We start from the raw sequence: 15,764 nt of genomic DNA on the forward strand, positions 1-15,764 counted from the left end.
AATCACTTGGGTATATAGATTCGCTCAACACAAACTTTGGGCGTGGGATTTCTGCGCCCTAAATATTCGTCGGCAAACATAAACGCCGCAAAAACGAATAGAAAACAATCAAATTTAAAACAAATTAACGGCAATTATTGCCTAAGACGGTAAAAGTTATGACTACATCTCGCGTTCATATTACTCCTCACATGCACTGGGATCGTGAATGGTACTTCACTACAGAAGAGTCTCGCATTCTGCTAGTGAACAACATGGAAGAAATCATGACTCGTCTGGAAAACGATCCAGACTACAAATACTACGTTCTAGACGGTCAAACCGCAGTTCTGGAAGATTACTTCGCAATCAAGCCAGAAAATAAAGAGCGCGTACGTGAGCTAGTACAAGCTGGCAAACTGATTGTTGGTCCTTGGTACTCTCAAACGGATACGATGCAAGTATCTGGCGAATCGATTGTACGTAACATGCTTTACGGATTGCGCGACTGTCTAGCGCTAGGCGAGCCAATGAAGATTGGTTACCTGCCAGATTCATTCTCTATGAGCTCTCAGCTACCAGCTATCTACAACGGTTTTGGCATCAATCGCGCTATGTTCTGGCGTGGTTGTTCAGAGCGTCACGGCACAGATAAAACCGAATTCTTGTGGCAATCAAACGATGGCAGCGAAGTCTCTGCGCAAGTTCTGCCACTGGGCTACGCGATTGGTAAATACCTACCGCAAGACGAAGAAGGTCTGCGCGCACGTCTAGATAAGTACTTCCCAGTGCTAGAAAAACCGTCGGTAACCAAAGACATCTTACTACCAAACGGTCACGACCAAATGCCTATCCAAAAAGACATCTTCGAGGTGATGGATAAGCTACGTGAAATCTACCCAGACAAAGAATTCAAAATGAGCCGCTTTGAAGAAGTGTTCGAGCGTATTGAAGCCGAGCGCGTTCAGCTTGATACCATCAAAGGCGAGTTCAACGACGGTAAATACATGCGTGTTCACCGTACTATTTCTTCAACGCGTATGGATATCAAACTGATCCACGCAGAAGTAGAAAACAAGATCGTCAACATTCTTGAGCCATTAGCGTCTATCGCATGGACACTAGGTTTTGAATACCACCACGGTCTAATCGAGAAGATGTGGAAAGAGAGCATGAAGAACCACGCTCACGACTCGATTGGCTGCTGCTGTTCAGACAAAGTACACGCAGAGATCTTGAACCGTTACATCCTTGCGGACGACATGGCGACCAACCTGATCAACTTCTACAAACGTAAGATTGTTGACCACATGCCTGCACGCGAAGGTTGCGACAAGCTAGCACTATTCAACCTATCGCCATACGCTCGTGAAGAAGTGGTAAACACCACCATCACTATTCGTGCAGAACAGTTCAACCTGTTTGATGAAAACGGCACGCCAGTTGAGTACTTCATCCAAGATCAACGCGTAATCGACCCAGGTAAGATTGACCGTCAAATCGTTCACTACGGTAACTACGACCCGTTCATCGAATACGATATTCAAATCAAGCACACTGTGCCAGCGATGGGCTTCACTACCCTACACATTCAAGCGAATGAGAAAGGCACAAAAAAAGTGGCGGAGCAGAAAGAGTTCCTGCTGGAGAACGAATTCTACCGCATCAACGTCAACGCAAACGGCACTCTGAACATTTTCGACAAAGAGACAGAGCACCTTTTCGAACAAGCGCTGCGCATTGAAGACGGCTCTGACGATGGCGACGAATACGACTACTCACCTTCGCGTAAAGAGTGGCTACTGTACTCAGACGAATTCGACGCGGAAGTGAATGTGAAGCACGAAGGTTTCCAATCTGTGGCAACCATCAAACTGCGCATGAACTTGCCTGAGGATCTACAACAACGTGAAGAGCGCACAGGTCAAAACGGTTACCTAGACGTGAACTGCCAAGTGGTTCTAAAACAAGGTACACGCCGTATTGAAGTTCGCATGGAGCTGGATAACCAAGCTGACGACCACCGCGTTCGCGTATTGGTGCCAACGCCGTTTGTGTCTGAGACCGTAGTAGCGGACAACCAGTTCGGTTTGATCACTCGTCCAACGAACGATCCAGAAATGGCGAACTGGGAAGCAGACGGCTGGAAAGAAGCACCAGTGCCGGTTTACCAGCTAATGAACTTTGCTGCGGTTGAGAACGCACAAGGTGGTATGGCGCTAATGAGCAACGGTCTGCGTGAGTTTGAAGTGATTTCAAGCCAAGGCAATGAAGAGCGTGACACATTCGCCCTAACCCTTCTGCGTGGTATAGGCGTATTGGGTAAAGAAGAGTTGTTGCTTCGTCCGGGTCGTCCATCTGGTATCAAGATCCCGACGCCAGATTCACAAGTACGCGGCAAGATCGTTTGTGAGTTCGCACTATTCGGTTTCGCGGGCAACCACATCGAAGCAAACGTAATGGCAGCGGCGCGTGACAACGTGACTCCAATCCAGTGCTACAACAAGATCCCTTACAACGCGATGAAGCTGAACGTAGGCGAACAAAACCTACCGCTAACGCACAGCTTGCTAAACAAATCGCTAGAAGGCGCAGTACTGAGCGTACTGAAGAAAGCGGAAGACGAGGATGCACTCATCCTGCGCGTCTACAACCCATCAGAGAGCGAAGTGATTAACGACACAGTGACGTTTGCTTCAGAAGTAACGTCATGGAAAGAAACACAGCTAGACGAGAAAGTGCTACCAAATGAGGTAGACGCAGCATCGTTCGGCACGCTGAAACCGTGTCAGGTTAAGTCTTTCCAAGTGAAGTTCTAATCCGGTTATCAGGATAAGGTCATCAACTAGATAACCCGTCCAAACCGACTCAGGCTTGCTCTAATTGTGGAGCAAGCCTCTCCTCTTCTTTCGTTCCAATCAAGAGAATATCGCCATGCAACATGCTCTATTCAAACTGGACAATGTGATTCAAAACTACGCTTGGGGTAGCCACACGTCGATTCATGATTTATTCGGCATCGACAATCCAGCGAACGAGCCACAAGCAGAAATCTGGATGGGAGCTCATCCAAACGGCTGTTCAAAGCTTGCTGACACCAAACAACTGCTGTCAGAAGTCATCAACCAAAACAAAACGCAATCGCTGGGTGATTACACCGCTGCACGTTTTGGTGAACTGCCATTCCTATTTAAAGTGCTTGCCGCTGAAACGCCGCTGTCTATCCAAGTACACCCTAGTAAGCACAAAGCAGAAATGGGCTTTGCTCGTGAAAACGAACAAGGTATCCCGCTTAATGCTGCAAACCGTAACTACAAAGATCCAAACCATAAACCGGAGTTGGTTTACGCGCTGACATTTTACAAAGCGATGAACGGCTTCCGTCCAATTGAGCAGATCTTATCTCTGTTTGAGCAAGCGAACATCTCTGCTCTAGAGACAGAAATCAACGCACTGAAAGCCACACCAAACAGTGAAGGCCTTAAAGTGTTCTTCTCAGCAATTATGTCGTTAGAGAGCGAGCGCAAACAACAGGCTTTGAATGAGCTTTACGCGAGCCTAGAGCGCCCTGCGAAAACCGCCATGGCACGAGAAGCCTATGGCTATATTCAAGACTTCCGTCAGCATTACGCGGACGATATTGGTCTGTTTTCGCCATTGATGTTGAACACGATTGAACTGGCTCCGGGCGAAGCGATGTTCCTCCATGCAGAAACACCACACGCCTACGTTCAAGGGACAGGTTTGGAGATCATGGCGAACTCAGACAACGTGCTGCGCGCTGGCTTAACACCGAAGTACATCGACGTTCCTGAGCTTATCGACAACACCATCTTCAACGCGATTGACCCAGAACAAATCAAGCTCGCGCCCGTACATAAACAAGGCAAGCTTAGTTACCCAATTCCGGTGGATGATTTCGGTTTTGAAGTGATGGCAGTTGAAGGCACTGCAACGACTCAATTCGTACGTAGCGCAGAGATTTTGTTTTGTATCGAAGGGGAAATCTCGGTTTCTAGCCAAGACGATCACATCACTTTGAAAGCGGGTGAATCGGTATTCGTCTGCAGCAACTCAGTGAAATACGTTTGCCAAGGTCAGGGCACCTTAGCTCGCGCCTTTAACTGATTGGCAAAATGAACTGACAGCTTATTGGATAGCAGCTTTCTGTTATCCAGTAAGCACGCTCCTAACCTAGGTTTGCGCTGATTTTGTCAGTGGTCAGCAATAACCACCTTGTCACGCTCCACTTCGATGACGCTTTTCGAAGACGAGCAGACCGTTACCGTTAATATTCATGGTCCACTCCATCACCAAGACTTTTGACCATACCCACCAGTGTCGAGCGAAGCACATTGGTGGGATTTTTTTACTTTAATCTGCCGACCACACCGAGCGAATATCCGGCCAGCCCCAGTTGGTTAGGGCAACGTCTTCTAGAACACCTTGAAAGCGTAAAGTTTGCGTATGATGGAACATAGGCGCTATCCAATACTCACTGACCAGTGTTGAGGCGATCGGCTCTAACGCTTTGAGATAACCCTCTAACGCCGTATAGCCACGTACATTCTCTAGTTGCTCATTCAACCATTCGGCATTCTCTTCTCCCAAGGTGTGATGTAATACGACGTTGCTGAAAAAGTTAGTAAACGCCGAAGCGTGGCGATTGTCATCCAAGTTGATATTGGTGATCACTAACGTCTCATCAAGGGTACCATTTCGAGCTTTTTCACTTAACTCTCGGTAGGTGTACATGACGATATCAACCTTACTTCCCGTTCCCTCTAGACGACTCGCGATTGCACGCGCGCATCGACGCAATGCCGTATAGTTATAGCCGGCAATGGTGATGTTTTTTGGTAGTTTGCTCTCTTCACCAAACGGACGTAATACAGGCTTCCAGTTTGGTAGCAAGTTGTAAGCAGGCACGCTTCCAAACACAATATTTTCTTTGCGCATGACCTCCGTAAGTCGCTCCGGTTGGATTAACTCGGCAATATAGCGACGTTGACTCTGAGAAAGCGGATGCCTAGCATGCTGATTAAACAGAGCGAACAAACATCCATCCTCTGTGCGACTATGTTGGCTTGCAGGTGCAGACTCTGCATCTTGGGTCGACATATAATGCCCACACATGCTCTCAGAAAGCTCATCTCTGACTTTTTCCACCTGCTTTTGAGGGGGATTTGCGGCTAAGGATGGGTTTTCCATCTTCTCGTCATTGACGATCCAGATCGTCACCATATCGGTCAGTACTCGACATGCGTAATAACCATCGAACGCCTGCAGCTTTAACCGATGAGCACTGTGCTCAGTCACAAAGAACGGACCACTACCAACGACCAAGTTGTTGTTAGCAACGTTGACTTGGCTAACGGGTTGAATGCCATATTTCACACCAGAGATTAGCCCTGCAAACCCCAAGTCTGGTTTACTAAGGGTAAAGACCACTTTTAGAGGGTTTGGCGCAGTAATGTTTGCCACATGGGCAAGTTCTTTTTCATACAGTTCGAGTGAACTGAGTTTGGCAAAAAGACTAACGACTGTATCGGCATTTATCGGTGTGCCATTGTGGAATGTCAGCCCCGGACGGAGATAAAACGTCCATTCATAGCTTTTCTCATCATATCGCCAATGGTGTGCCAGCTCTGGCTTCACCACACCGTAGTAGTCACTCGATACCAAGCAGCAATAAATTTGGCGTAAGAAAAAGCGTTCACTGCTGCGGTGCAATTGGTGCGGGACAATACGTTCAAACATGCGTTTATAAGTGAGCTGAATATTGAGTCGACCTTCTTGAACGGATGCACCCGATGTGGTCTTGAGTAGTCGACCAAATGCCGCCTCGTCTTCATCAAGGATCGCTAGCGCTTTTTCATATTTCCCTCGTTTGATCCGCTCCAGTGCGAGACCTTCCTTTAGTGCGCTCAGCTCAATATTTAACAGAAGCGTCGAACGTTGATTTCGCCCTGCTTTTGGTTGCCAACTCAACCATTCTTGCTCCTGCATTTGAGACAGCAAGCTGCGCGCATGGCGAGGAGAAGTAAACAGCAAGTCAGCAACTTCCTGCAATGTGGTTTTGACTTCACCACCAATGCCAAGTGGAGTAAGCCGTTGGTAATAACGAAACAAGTTGAGATCAGACACCGAGCGCCCTCAATAAGTGGGTATAAGTTTATTTTACTCAACTTCATCCGTAGAAAATAAGAAAACTTCCTATCACTTTGTTCCTCTTTTTGCTCCCCTGATAATAAAAATTGGTGATTTAGCGCACTTCCCGCACCTAATTAGGAATAAACACCAGAAATCTACTCTCTTTTTCAGCTCCTCTTTTCTTTGCATACTGAATTCATCAGCAACAAGGAGGAAATGTCATGCGATGTAGAAGCACAACTCAATCGACTGAAACGTTGCCTACCATGGCAGCTTATTTCCAAAAGCGCGTAGCACAATCAGAAAACAAACTTGAAGTTTTAGCTCTGACTTACATGATCGAATTGTTTAATTGGTCATAACGGAAAGAACAACACCAAGCAGAACTTAGCTCCTGATACCACACCCCCACTTCGTTGTATCTTTAAGTTCTGCTTTTTCTTTTCCCATCTTTTATTCTTGCCATTTCCGACTAGGTTACTAAAAGTTAACTAGTTGAAATGCTTCGAAACAGGGTCTACATTGAAGCTTAAATCTCCAACCCAATAGCTGCTATTGAGAAAGGAGGTTCATGGATAATGACCGATTCAGGAGTCAATATGGCAACTTCAGTAAAACTTAAAGCGGGCGACAATTTCCCTTCTCTTCAAGCAACTTTGCTAGATGGTTCAAGCGTGACATTAGGTCAGCCGCAAGGTGATGCGACTTGGCAAGCTGTATTCGTTTATCGTGGTAAGCACTGTCCTCTGTGTACCAAATACCTCAACGAGTTAGAGGGATACAAACAAGCTTTCGCGGAAGCGGGTGTTGATATTCTTGCAGTTTCAGGCGATTCAAAAGAGCAGCTAGAAGGACACCTAGAGAAACTCGAAATCAGCTTCCCTATTGCTTACGGACTCACCGAAGAGCAAATGAAAACGTTGGGTCTGTACATTTCCATACCGCGTTCAGAACAAGAGACCGACCACAATTTCGCAGAACCCGGTTTGTTTGTGGTGAATGAACATGGCAACTTGCATGTCGTCGATATCTCAAACAACCCGTTTGTTCGACCAGAACTTGGGGCGTTATCACGTGGTTTAGCTTGGATCCGTAATCCAGATAATAACTACCCTATCCGAGGTACGTTAGATTACTAAACACCTCTCGCTAGACAACAATCAGACATAAAAAATGCCAGCAATACGCTGGCATTTTTATTGGCTTAAACGGTGAATTCGTAGTGCTAAACCACTATTCGGCTATTACTTTCGTAACTCAATTTGGTGTGTTTCAGACCAAATTCGCAAATCATCAAGGATCTTAAGTGCCGTACGCCCAAATTCGGTCAGCTCGTAACTGACTGCTATTGGGCGGTCACTGATAACTTGGCGTACTACCATGCCTTCGGCTTCCAACTCTTTTAAACGTTGGTCAATCATCTTCTTACTGGCGCCGCCAAGCATTCGCGCTAAATCATTGAAACGAACTGGACCATCTTTCAAGTGATAAATCAGAGAACCTTTCCATTTGCCACCAATTAAGCGCATCCCTTTTTCAATAGCACACGGCTCTGAGCACACATTCGCCACAGACTTGCGACCTTTGTTATCCACACTGATTCTACTTTCCACGATTCACCTCAAGATACGCACCTAACCTAGGTAACGAAAAGTACGTTAGTTACATTTCGTGCTTTAGAGTAATAAAAACATTCCCTCGCCGCAAACAAATAAAAATGGACCGCATACAGCAGTCCACCTTAATTCATCGATTACTCTAGGATAATTAGAAGTTTTCGTTTATATGCGCTTCGAAACGAGCAAAATCATTTTCAATGTCGCCATTCTTCATTACGTCATAGCAAGCAAAAGTCGGTAGTGCACCCATACCAAAGAAGCGGAAGTTAGCGTGCATATGAAGCATTAAATCGTCCACACTTTTACCTTGGAATAAGTATTCGTTCTCATCATCAAACGATTCTTTTGGTGCATTGAATGTCAGTGACAGCATGTATTTGCTGTTTGTTTGAGTACCACCCGTACCGTAGTTTTTCTTTGGGTCCTCTGCACTACGTCCATCGAAAGCACATAGCGCACCCCCCATGCCAGCAGTAAACACGTCATCCATGTATTTTTTGAATGACCAAGGCACAGACATCCAGTTTATTGGGCTTTGGATGATCACTCGATCAGCCCATTCAAAGTGCGCGAGTTGCTCCTCTACGTTGATTTCATCTTGCATTGTCACAACGCGAACCTCATGGTCTTTTGCTTGTAGAAGCGTCTGTGCTTTGTCGACAAGAGAAGCGTTTAGACGACCTTCAGAGTATGGAGATGGCTCGTGTGCATTGATGATCAGTACATTGCTCATGGGATTACCTTTAAATAAGTTCACAAGATGACGCGATAACCGTGGTGCGCCTCATGTGGTTTATTATGGTAACCTAGAGCTATAATTCAATTAGTTAACTTTTAGTAACCTACTAAGATTTTTCATATAACTCTGTTTTTGAAGGAAATATTTCTTAAACTTTTTCTTTATCGTGATTTCCCGATTAAATTTCCATTGAATTGTTGCATCTTACATAGAGCAGGCGTACACTTTATCGTAATTCGACGATTAACTATTAAGGCTTGTCAATGAGTGATAAATGCAACACAACTTGCGGCGTAGCTTTTGAGACCACACAGCAGCAACTTGAGAAGGAACAAGCGTTAGCGGCTCAAGCTAAGGCGCTATCACATCCCGCTCGTTTGCGCATCCTTCATATTCTGCATACGCTTGATACCATGGGCGGTTGCCTAAACAGTGATTTGGTCTCTGAGCTTGGTCTTGCACAATCTACCGTTTCAGAGCATTTACGTATTCTTAAGCAGGCTGGCTTTATCAGTGCAGAGCCAAATCCTCCTAAGGTTTGCTACCGCATTCAGCGCGACGCGTTTGATCAATTCAATCTAGATTTTTCCAAACTATTTAACTAATTGTCTTTGTGTGCTGGTACGGCGCACAAAGATAAACTATACCTTCAACTATCGCCTTTCGACGATAAACGAATAAGAGAACACTATGGCTACTCAAGTTTTAAATAGTGCCAGCGACAAAATGAGCTTCTTGGACCGTTATCTAACGGTTTGGATTTTTGTGGCAATGGCAATCGGTGTAGGTATTGGCGCTGCATTCCCTCAAGTTGCAGAATGGAACGAGTCAATGTCTGTTGGCAGTACAAACGTACCGTTAGCGATTGGTTTGATTTTGATGATGTACCCACCACTCGCAAAAGTGAACTACAACCTACTAGGCACGGTGACTAAAGACAAAAAAGCCATAACGCTGTCCTTGGTCATGAACTGGATTGTCGGCCCTATTTTAATGTTCATCCTTGCATTGACTTTCCTAGGTGATCATCCGGGGTACATGGTCGGCATTATTCTTATCGGTCTTGCTCGCTGTATCGCGATGGTATTGGTGTGGAACGACATTGGCGGCGGTAACAAAGAATACGGTGCAGCTTTGGTTGCGTTGAACAGTGCATTCCAAATCGTGACTTACAGTGTGATGGCATGGCTATTCATTACTGTTTTGCCACCTGTCTTTGGTTACGAAGGTTTCGTGGTTGATATCTCAATGATGGACATCGCTGAAAGCGTGCTAATTTACCTTGGTATTCCATTTTTAGCAGGCTTCCTAAGCCGTAAATGGCTGGTCGCAGCAAAAGGTGAACAATGGTACAACGAGGTATTTATTCCGCGCATTTCACCAATTACTTTGATTGCCCTTCTGGCGACGATCGTGCTGATGTTCAGCTTGAAAGGCGAAATGATTCTAGAACTGCCAATGGACGTATTCCGAGTGGCCATTCCGCTCGCAATCTACTTCGTATTGATGTTCTTCGTGAGTTTCTTCGTTGGTAAGAAAATGGGTATCGATTACGACAAGAACGCATCAATTGCCTTCACCGCAACGGGTAACAACTTCGAACTTGCTATTGCAGTTTCCATTGCAGTATTCGGTCTGAACTCAGATCAAGCGTTTGCAGGTGTAATTGGTCCGCTTATCGAGGTACCCGTATTGATTGCTCTGGTGAACGTTGCGCTTAAAATGAAGCAGAAATACTATAAATAACAACTCGTAATCATCGCTCAAAAACGCCTTTCATAAATGTGAAAGGCGTTTTTTGTTTGTGTTAATAGGCATAACGCGCTCAACAAATTCTAATATGCTAACTTGAGGGTTAAACAATGTTCTAAATTGAAGATTCAAAAGGAGTTTGGGTATGAATTTAGAATATAAAAAACTGAAGTGGCATGCTGTTCTCAAGCTTTCCCAAGAAACGATTAAATACTTGAATGAAGAAAACAGCAGCAAGCTGAATGACACCGATAAAGTCAGGGCGAACGTTCACGCAGCACAGTTACTTCAGCAACTCTTAACAGAACTCGCTACAACCGATTTAACCCCGCTCCCACCGCAACAGGGGTTCAAGTGACCTGAATGTTGTCGTCGGATTTAGTTCACAACAACCGTTTTGATGTAATCGCTTGGAGTAAGTCCAAACTTCCCTTTGAAGCGTTGGCTAAAGCGTCCTTCGGATTGGTAACCACACAATTGTGCCAACATGGCAACGTTGTAGTGACCGTTTTGCATTAAATACAGAGCATGATTTAAGCGTACTTCTGCGAGAACTTCTCGGTATTGCGTTCCCTCTTGCTTGAGCTTTCTGATCATGGTTGCTCGGCTCATTGCAAAGCGCTCAGCGACCCCTTCTAGTGAGTGCTCTTCACCAGGTGAATGTGATAAGTAACGGCTTAATTTTTGACTGAATGTGGTATTAGCGCTGGCAAACAAGTGGTGCAAAACACCTCGTTCCGCGAGTTGTTGATACAACCCCATCACCCAGAAGGTCTGGGTTTCTTGACTCATCGACTGCTGGTCAAATGAAAACAGGGCGTTTAACGTATCTTCCAATGCTTTATCCGCCAACAGTGTCGGTTGTTCGCCTTCTCCACCAATGCTCATACTAAGTTCAAGCATGGTCTCTGTTGGCAAACAGTGGAAACTGAACATACGCGAAAGGAACTTTCCTTTCTGTGGCAAGTTCTCAAAGCTCAGCGATGCAGAGGCTTCACACAACAGTAATTCAGAATGAGAGAGATCCAGTGCCGACTCTTTCCAAAATAAACGCTTACTGCCCGTGATGATCTGCACAATACTAGGGGAATGAATCCTCACATTACGCAGTTTTTGTAACTGCTCTGCACGAAACAACGTGACTTGATATTGGTGGCTCATCGATTCCCCTCGCCCTAATTTCTGCTGCACTTTAGCGGGTGTAAGTCGCCGTCAGCTTAGCTTTGTCTAACGCCATGCTATTCAGTGTGAAACCAACCACAGCTGCTGGTGTATTTTCATCTAAATTCAGTTTATCTGTTGGCAGTGCCCAAACCGTAAATTGGTAACGGTGCATGCCGTCAGCTTCTGGAGGGCATGCGCCACCGAAACCAACCGTTCCATAATCGATGCGAGATTCTTTACCACCCAATTTAGCAATATTAACATCACGAGGTAACTCACTGACCGACGCCGGGATATTGAATGCAATCCAATGCCAAAAGCCACTACCTGTTGGCGCATCTGGGTCGTACGCCGTGATAGCAAAGCTCTTTGTACCAGCCGGTGCATCTTTCCACATCAATTGTGGTGAATGGTTTCCACCATCACATCCCCAACTGTTGTATTCAAAAGTCTTCGCCATTGGGTGACCTTCTTGAATATCTTTACTCGACAGCTCAAACGCTTGAGCCGAACCAATAGTAAGTAAACTGAGTGCCAATACCGATTTAGTCATTGCTTTCATGATAATGTTCCTATTTCTTAAGTTCGGAGTTAGTGTATTCCCGAATAGAGATAGCAACCTTTCAATAAGTATCACACTAAATCAGTTTAAGCCATTTTTTGACACTTTAAGTTAAATCACCACTTAAATGCTTCTCGACACCGAGTACAGACTGATCTGGTTAGCTCATTACCAATGAACAAGGAAGAACGGATGGAATTAGATATTTATATCGTCGACGCATTTACTGACACTCAGTTTAAAGGTAACTCTGCTGCAGTCGTCCCATTAAAAGAATGGTTAACCCCAGACCTCATGCAGAGCATTGCTACTGAAAATAACCTGTCTGAAACTGCTTTTCTCAAGTCTGTCGGTGAAAACCAATATGAAATTCGCTGGTTCTCGCCAATGACAGAAATCGATTTCTGCGGTCACGCCACTCTCGCCGCTTCACTGGTGTTGTTTGAGAAATTAGGCGTACAGGAAAAAATCGAGTTTCATACGTTAGAAGTGGGGACACTCAGCGTAGAAAAAAACGCATTGGGTAAGATCGAAATGACCTTCCCTTTACGAATCCCTCAACCTATTTCCGATATTCCACAAGCACTGATTGAAGGCTTAAGCTGCAAAGTAGAGCGCGTGTTATTGAGCTCACAAGCGTACTTTGTAGTGCTCGAAAACCAAGACGAAATACTCGAGGTTCAATATCAATCCGAACAGCTTAAAACACTTGCTCCTTATGATGTTGTCGTCACAGCAAAAGGAGAAGAGCATGATTTCGTTTCACGCTACTTTTGGCCAGCTAACGGCGGTGATGAAGATCCAGTAACTGGATCAATTCATGCCGGCTTGGCACCTTTGTGGGCAGAAGAACTAGGAAAAACCTCTCTCGTGGCGTATCAAGCTTCCACACGCGGAGGCATTCTTCATTGTGAGGTTAAAGCAGAGCAGGTAAAAGTCTCGGGCGATGGTGTGCTTTACATGCACGGAAAAATCTTCGTGTAATCGCTCTACTGCATATAGAAAAAGTATCACTTTCGCGAATTAAGATTATCTTCATTTCGTTGAAAGTGATTTTAAACTTTTCGATGTTCTATCCCTAAAGTAGATAGGATAAGGTTTATGAGTTACAGTTTGTTACAGCAATTAAAAGTCTTTCATTCTTATAGCAAAAATAGTTTAGACGCTTAGCAAGGATCCTCATGATAAATAAAAAAGTCCTCATTCTCTTTGCGCATCCTTCCCAGCATCGCTCTGAAGTGAATGCTCCTCTTTTTAAAGCAGCTAATACCGTTGAAGGCGTGACCTGTGTCGATCTCTACGCAGAATACCCGCACTTCAATATCAACATTGACCGCGAACAGCAGCGATTGCGTGACCACGATGTGGTGATCTTTCAATTCCCATTGTACTGGTACTCCACACCAGCCATTTTAAAAGAGTGGCAAGATCTCGTGTTGGAATATGGCTTTGCTTATGGCTCTGAAGGCACAGAGCTTCATGGCAAAACCCTACTTTGCGTGTTATCTGCTGGCGGTAAAGAGGAAGCGTACAAAGCTGAAGGTTATAACCATTTCACCATTCGAGAGCTGCTTGCTCCAATCGAGCAAATGTCAGCACTCACGGGGATGAATTACATCGCACCACTCGCGCTATTTGGTTCTCGTACTGCACAAGAAGAAAACCGAATCGATCAGCATGTTGAACGCTACAAAACACTGCTCAATGCGTTAGTTAGCGACACGCTAGACATTGAAGCCGCCGCTTCGCTTATCAAGCTTAACAGCGCACTACCACAACTAATTAAGGAAGCGTCATGACAGGGATATTCTTACAAGCCTTTGTTTACCTTATTGCCGCCGTCATAGCCGTTCCTTTAGCAAAACGTTTAGGCTTAGGCTCGGTGCTTGGGTATCTCATCGCCGGTGTGGTTATTGGTCCAATCATTGGTTTAGTTGGTGAAGAAACAACGACAATTCAACACTTTGCTGAATTTGGCGTAGTGATGATGCTGTTCCTGGTTGGTTTGGAGCTTGAACCAAAAATGCTCTGGGCGATGCGTAATCGCTTAATGGGCTTAGGTGGACTCCAAGTTGGTGGTACAGCAGCACTGATCATGGCGATTGCGCTTTACTTTGGTCAGCCATGGACGATTGCATTAGCGATCGGTCTGATTTTTGCGCTTTCATCCACGGCGATTGTTTTGCAAACCTTTAGCGAAAAAGGGTTAACCAAAACCGAAGGGGGTCAAAACGCATTCTCGGTACTGCTTTTCCAAGATATTGCCGTTATTCCAATGTTGGCATTCATTCCACTATTGGCACTCCCTGAACTTGTGGAGCAGGCACAGTCTGCAGCGCAATCTGCGGCGGAGCATCACGAAGAGCTCAGCTTAGTTGCTGGACTTCCTGGCTGGGCGTACGGCATGGTCATTACGGCTTCCATCGCTATCGTAGTCGTTGGTGGGCATTTCTTAAGTCGTCCACTATTCCGCTACGTAGCAAGCTCGGGATTACGTGAAATCTTTACTGCTACAGCATTGATGCTAGTGATCGGTATCGCTGCGTTAATGAGCCTAGTCGGTCTCTCCCCTGCTCTAGGTACTTTCCTAGCAGGCGTAGTATTGGCAAACAGTGAATTCCGCCACGAGTTAGAATCAAACATTGAGCCATTCAAAGGGCTCTTGCTTGGTCTGTTTTTTATTACCGTCGGTGCTGGCATCGACTTCTCTGTGCTGTTCAGCGACTTTGGTTTGATCATCGGCTTGACGCTTGGCGTAATGGTCCTGAAAGCGGCGATTCTCTTTATCCTTGCTTTTATCTTCCGTATCAAAGGCAGCAACCGTTGGTTATTTACCTTGAGCTTGGCGCAAGCGGGTGAATTTGGCTTCGTATTGCTGAGCTTCTCAGTTCAAAACCACGTCATTCCGTTCGAACTTTCGCAAACACTGGCATTAGTCGTTGCGATCTCTATGTTCCTAACACCCGGCTTATTTATCTTATTCGACAAGGTTATTCTTCCTCGCTTCGAGAGTGAATCGAATGAGCGTGAAAGTGACACCATTGAAGAACAAGGCACAGTCATCATTGCGGGCATCGGTCGTTTTGGTCAGATCATCAATCGCTTGTTGGTTTCTAACGGCGTTCAAACGGTCGTATTAGACCACCAAGCAAGCCAAGTAGATAACATGCGCCAAATCGGCACACGCGCTTACTTTGGTGATGCTATGCGCCCAGATATGTTGCACACGGCAGGCATTGAGCACGCAGCAGCACTTGTGGTTGCCATAGATAACCAAGAAGCGAGTGTTGAATTGGTCAAATACGTTAAGCACACCTATCCGAAAGTGAAAGTGATCGCGCGCGCTTTCGACCGTGGTCACGGTTATCTGCTTCGACAGGCGGGTGCTGACATCATTGAATCCGAAACATACCACTCCGCTTTAGAAATGGGCGGTCATGTGATGAAGTCTTTAGGGATTCATCCGTTCTTCGTTGAGCAACAAAAAGCGACTTACAAACGAGTAGAAGATCGTAAGTCCGACATGCTTTATGAAGCGTGGGCAGATGATTCGGAAGGCGAACGTTACGACAATAACTTCCGTCAGTTATTTATTCATCTAGAAGAAAAAATGGCTGAGGAAATGCAGAAGGATCGTCACGATAAACTTTCGCGTTCCGAACGTGGTTGGACACCACCACCAAAAGGGTACGCGGACGACTTCAACGAAGAAAATGTTCAAGAACTTCACCTTCCAAAAGAAGACGCTCAATAAACGCGAAAACCTCCCACTGGGAGGTTTTTTATTGCCCCAAAA

15 protein-coding genes are annotated in these 15,764 nt (G+C 45.5%); 10 read left to right on the forward strand and 5 right to left on the reverse strand.

The genetic code is table 11. The features are described 5' to 3' along the window. Nucleotides 1–158: 158 nt before the first annotated feature. On the forward strand, nt 159–2,798 hold the full coding sequence (gene mngB / locus MHO32_RS14105) for a mannosylglycerate hydrolase (RefSeq protein WP_239212591.1): 2,640 nt from the start codon (nt 159–161) through the stop codon (nt 2,796–2,798). A 115-nt stretch (nt 2,799–2,913) separates the two neighbouring features. Beyond that, nucleotides 2,914–4,107, forward strand: a complete 1,194-nt coding sequence (manA, locus tag MHO32_RS14110) for a mannose-6-phosphate isomerase, class I (protein ID WP_038899182.1) — start codon at nt 2,914–2,916, stop codon at nt 4,105–4,107. Nucleotides 4,108–4,353: 246 nt separating this feature from the next. Here manA and MHO32_RS14115 read toward each other — a convergent pair whose 3' ends face one another. Continuing rightward, nucleotides 4,354–6,126, reverse strand: coding sequence for an SgrR family transcriptional regulator (locus tag MHO32_RS14115; RefSeq protein WP_239212609.1), 1,773 nt, complete (start codon nt 6,124–6,126; stop codon nt 4,354–4,356). A gap of 227 nt (nt 6,127–6,353) precedes the next feature. Here MHO32_RS14115 and MHO32_RS14120 point away from each other — a divergent pair, with 227 nt between their 5' ends. Both MHO32_RS14120 and MHO32_RS14125 read left to right on the forward strand, forming a co-directional pair. Continuing rightward, nucleotides 6,354–6,494 (forward strand): hypothetical protein, encoded by a 141-nt coding sequence (locus MHO32_RS14120; protein WP_009696400.1) that lies wholly within the window; start codon nt 6,354–6,356, stop codon nt 6,492–6,494. A 237-nt stretch (nt 6,495–6,731) separates the two neighbouring features. Beyond that, a complete protein-coding gene (locus tag MHO32_RS14125) occupies nt 6,732–7,271 on the forward strand; it encodes a redoxin domain-containing protein (RefSeq protein ID WP_009701413.1) in 540 nt (179 codons plus the stop codon). A gap of 105 nt (nt 7,272–7,376) precedes the next feature. Here the strand turns inward: MHO32_RS14125 and MHO32_RS14130 are convergent, their stop codons facing one another. Both MHO32_RS14130 and MHO32_RS14135 read right to left on the reverse strand, forming a co-directional pair. Then, a complete protein-coding gene (locus MHO32_RS14130; protein WP_017190783.1) occupies nt 7,377–7,745 on the reverse strand; it encodes a winged helix-turn-helix transcriptional regulator in 369 nt (122 codons plus the stop codon). A 154-nt stretch (nt 7,746–7,899) separates the two neighbouring features. Next, nucleotides 7,900–8,484, reverse strand: a complete 585-nt coding sequence (locus MHO32_RS14135; RefSeq protein ID WP_009696403.1) for an NAD(P)H-dependent oxidoreductase — start codon at nt 8,482–8,484, stop codon at nt 7,900–7,902. A 269-nt stretch (nt 8,485–8,753) separates the two neighbouring features. Between MHO32_RS14135 and MHO32_RS14140 the strand changes: the two genes are divergently transcribed. From MHO32_RS14140 to MHO32_RS14150, 3 genes are all read left to right on the forward strand, one after another. After that, entirely contained in the window at nt 8,754–9,095 is a 342-nt protein-coding gene (locus tag MHO32_RS14140; protein WP_005452482.1) for an ArsR/SmtB family transcription factor, read from the forward strand. A gap of 85 nt (nt 9,096–9,180) precedes the next feature. Continuing rightward, nucleotides 9,181–10,236 (forward strand): ACR3 family arsenite efflux transporter, encoded by a 1,056-nt coding sequence (arsB, locus tag MHO32_RS14145; RefSeq protein ID WP_050907282.1) that lies wholly within the window; start codon nt 9,181–9,183, stop codon nt 10,234–10,236. 151 nt (nt 10,237–10,387) lie between these two features. Continuing rightward, entirely contained in the window at nt 10,388–10,600 is a 213-nt protein-coding gene (locus MHO32_RS14150) for a hypothetical protein (protein ID WP_005452486.1), read from the forward strand. 20 nt (nt 10,601–10,620) lie between these two features. On the opposite strand, the gene MHO32_RS14155 is transcribed toward MHO32_RS14150, so the two are convergent. Together MHO32_RS14155 and MHO32_RS14160 are read right to left on the reverse strand one after the other, a co-directional pair. Further along, entirely contained in the window at nt 10,621–11,403 is a 783-nt protein-coding gene (locus MHO32_RS14155) for a helix-turn-helix transcriptional regulator (protein WP_017190784.1), read from the reverse strand. Nucleotides 11,404–11,434: 31 nt separating this feature from the next. Then, nucleotides 11,435–11,968, reverse strand: coding sequence for a YbhB/YbcL family Raf kinase inhibitor-like protein (locus MHO32_RS14160; RefSeq protein WP_005452491.1), 534 nt, complete (start codon nt 11,966–11,968; stop codon nt 11,435–11,437). A 192-nt stretch (nt 11,969–12,160) separates the two neighbouring features. Here MHO32_RS14160 and MHO32_RS14165 point away from each other — a divergent pair, with 192 nt between their 5' ends. From MHO32_RS14165 to MHO32_RS14175, 3 genes are all read left to right on the forward strand, one after another. Further along, nucleotides 12,161–12,952, forward strand: a complete 792-nt coding sequence (locus tag MHO32_RS14165) for a PhzF family phenazine biosynthesis protein (RefSeq protein WP_239212611.1) — start codon at nt 12,161–12,163, stop codon at nt 12,950–12,952. 197 nt (nt 12,953–13,149) lie between these two features. Next, on the forward strand, nt 13,150–13,767 hold the full coding sequence (locus MHO32_RS14170) for an NAD(P)H-dependent oxidoreductase (RefSeq protein ID WP_005452493.1): 618 nt from the start codon (nt 13,150–13,152) through the stop codon (nt 13,765–13,767). Continuing rightward, complete coding sequence (locus tag MHO32_RS14175; protein ID WP_005452494.1) at nt 13,764–15,722, forward strand: monovalent cation:proton antiporter-2 (CPA2) family protein; 1,959 nt, start codon at nt 13,764–13,766, stop codon at nt 15,720–15,722. The genes MHO32_RS14170 and MHO32_RS14175 overlap by 4 nt, the downstream gene beginning before the upstream one ends. The last annotated feature ends 42 nt before the right edge of the window (nt 15,723–15,764 follow it).

The organism is Vibrio sp. MMH1-50 (assembly GCF_022347645.1).
GTDB classification, from domain to species: domain Bacteria; phylum Pseudomonadota; class Gammaproteobacteria; order Enterobacterales; family Vibrionaceae; genus Vibrio; species Vibrio harveyi.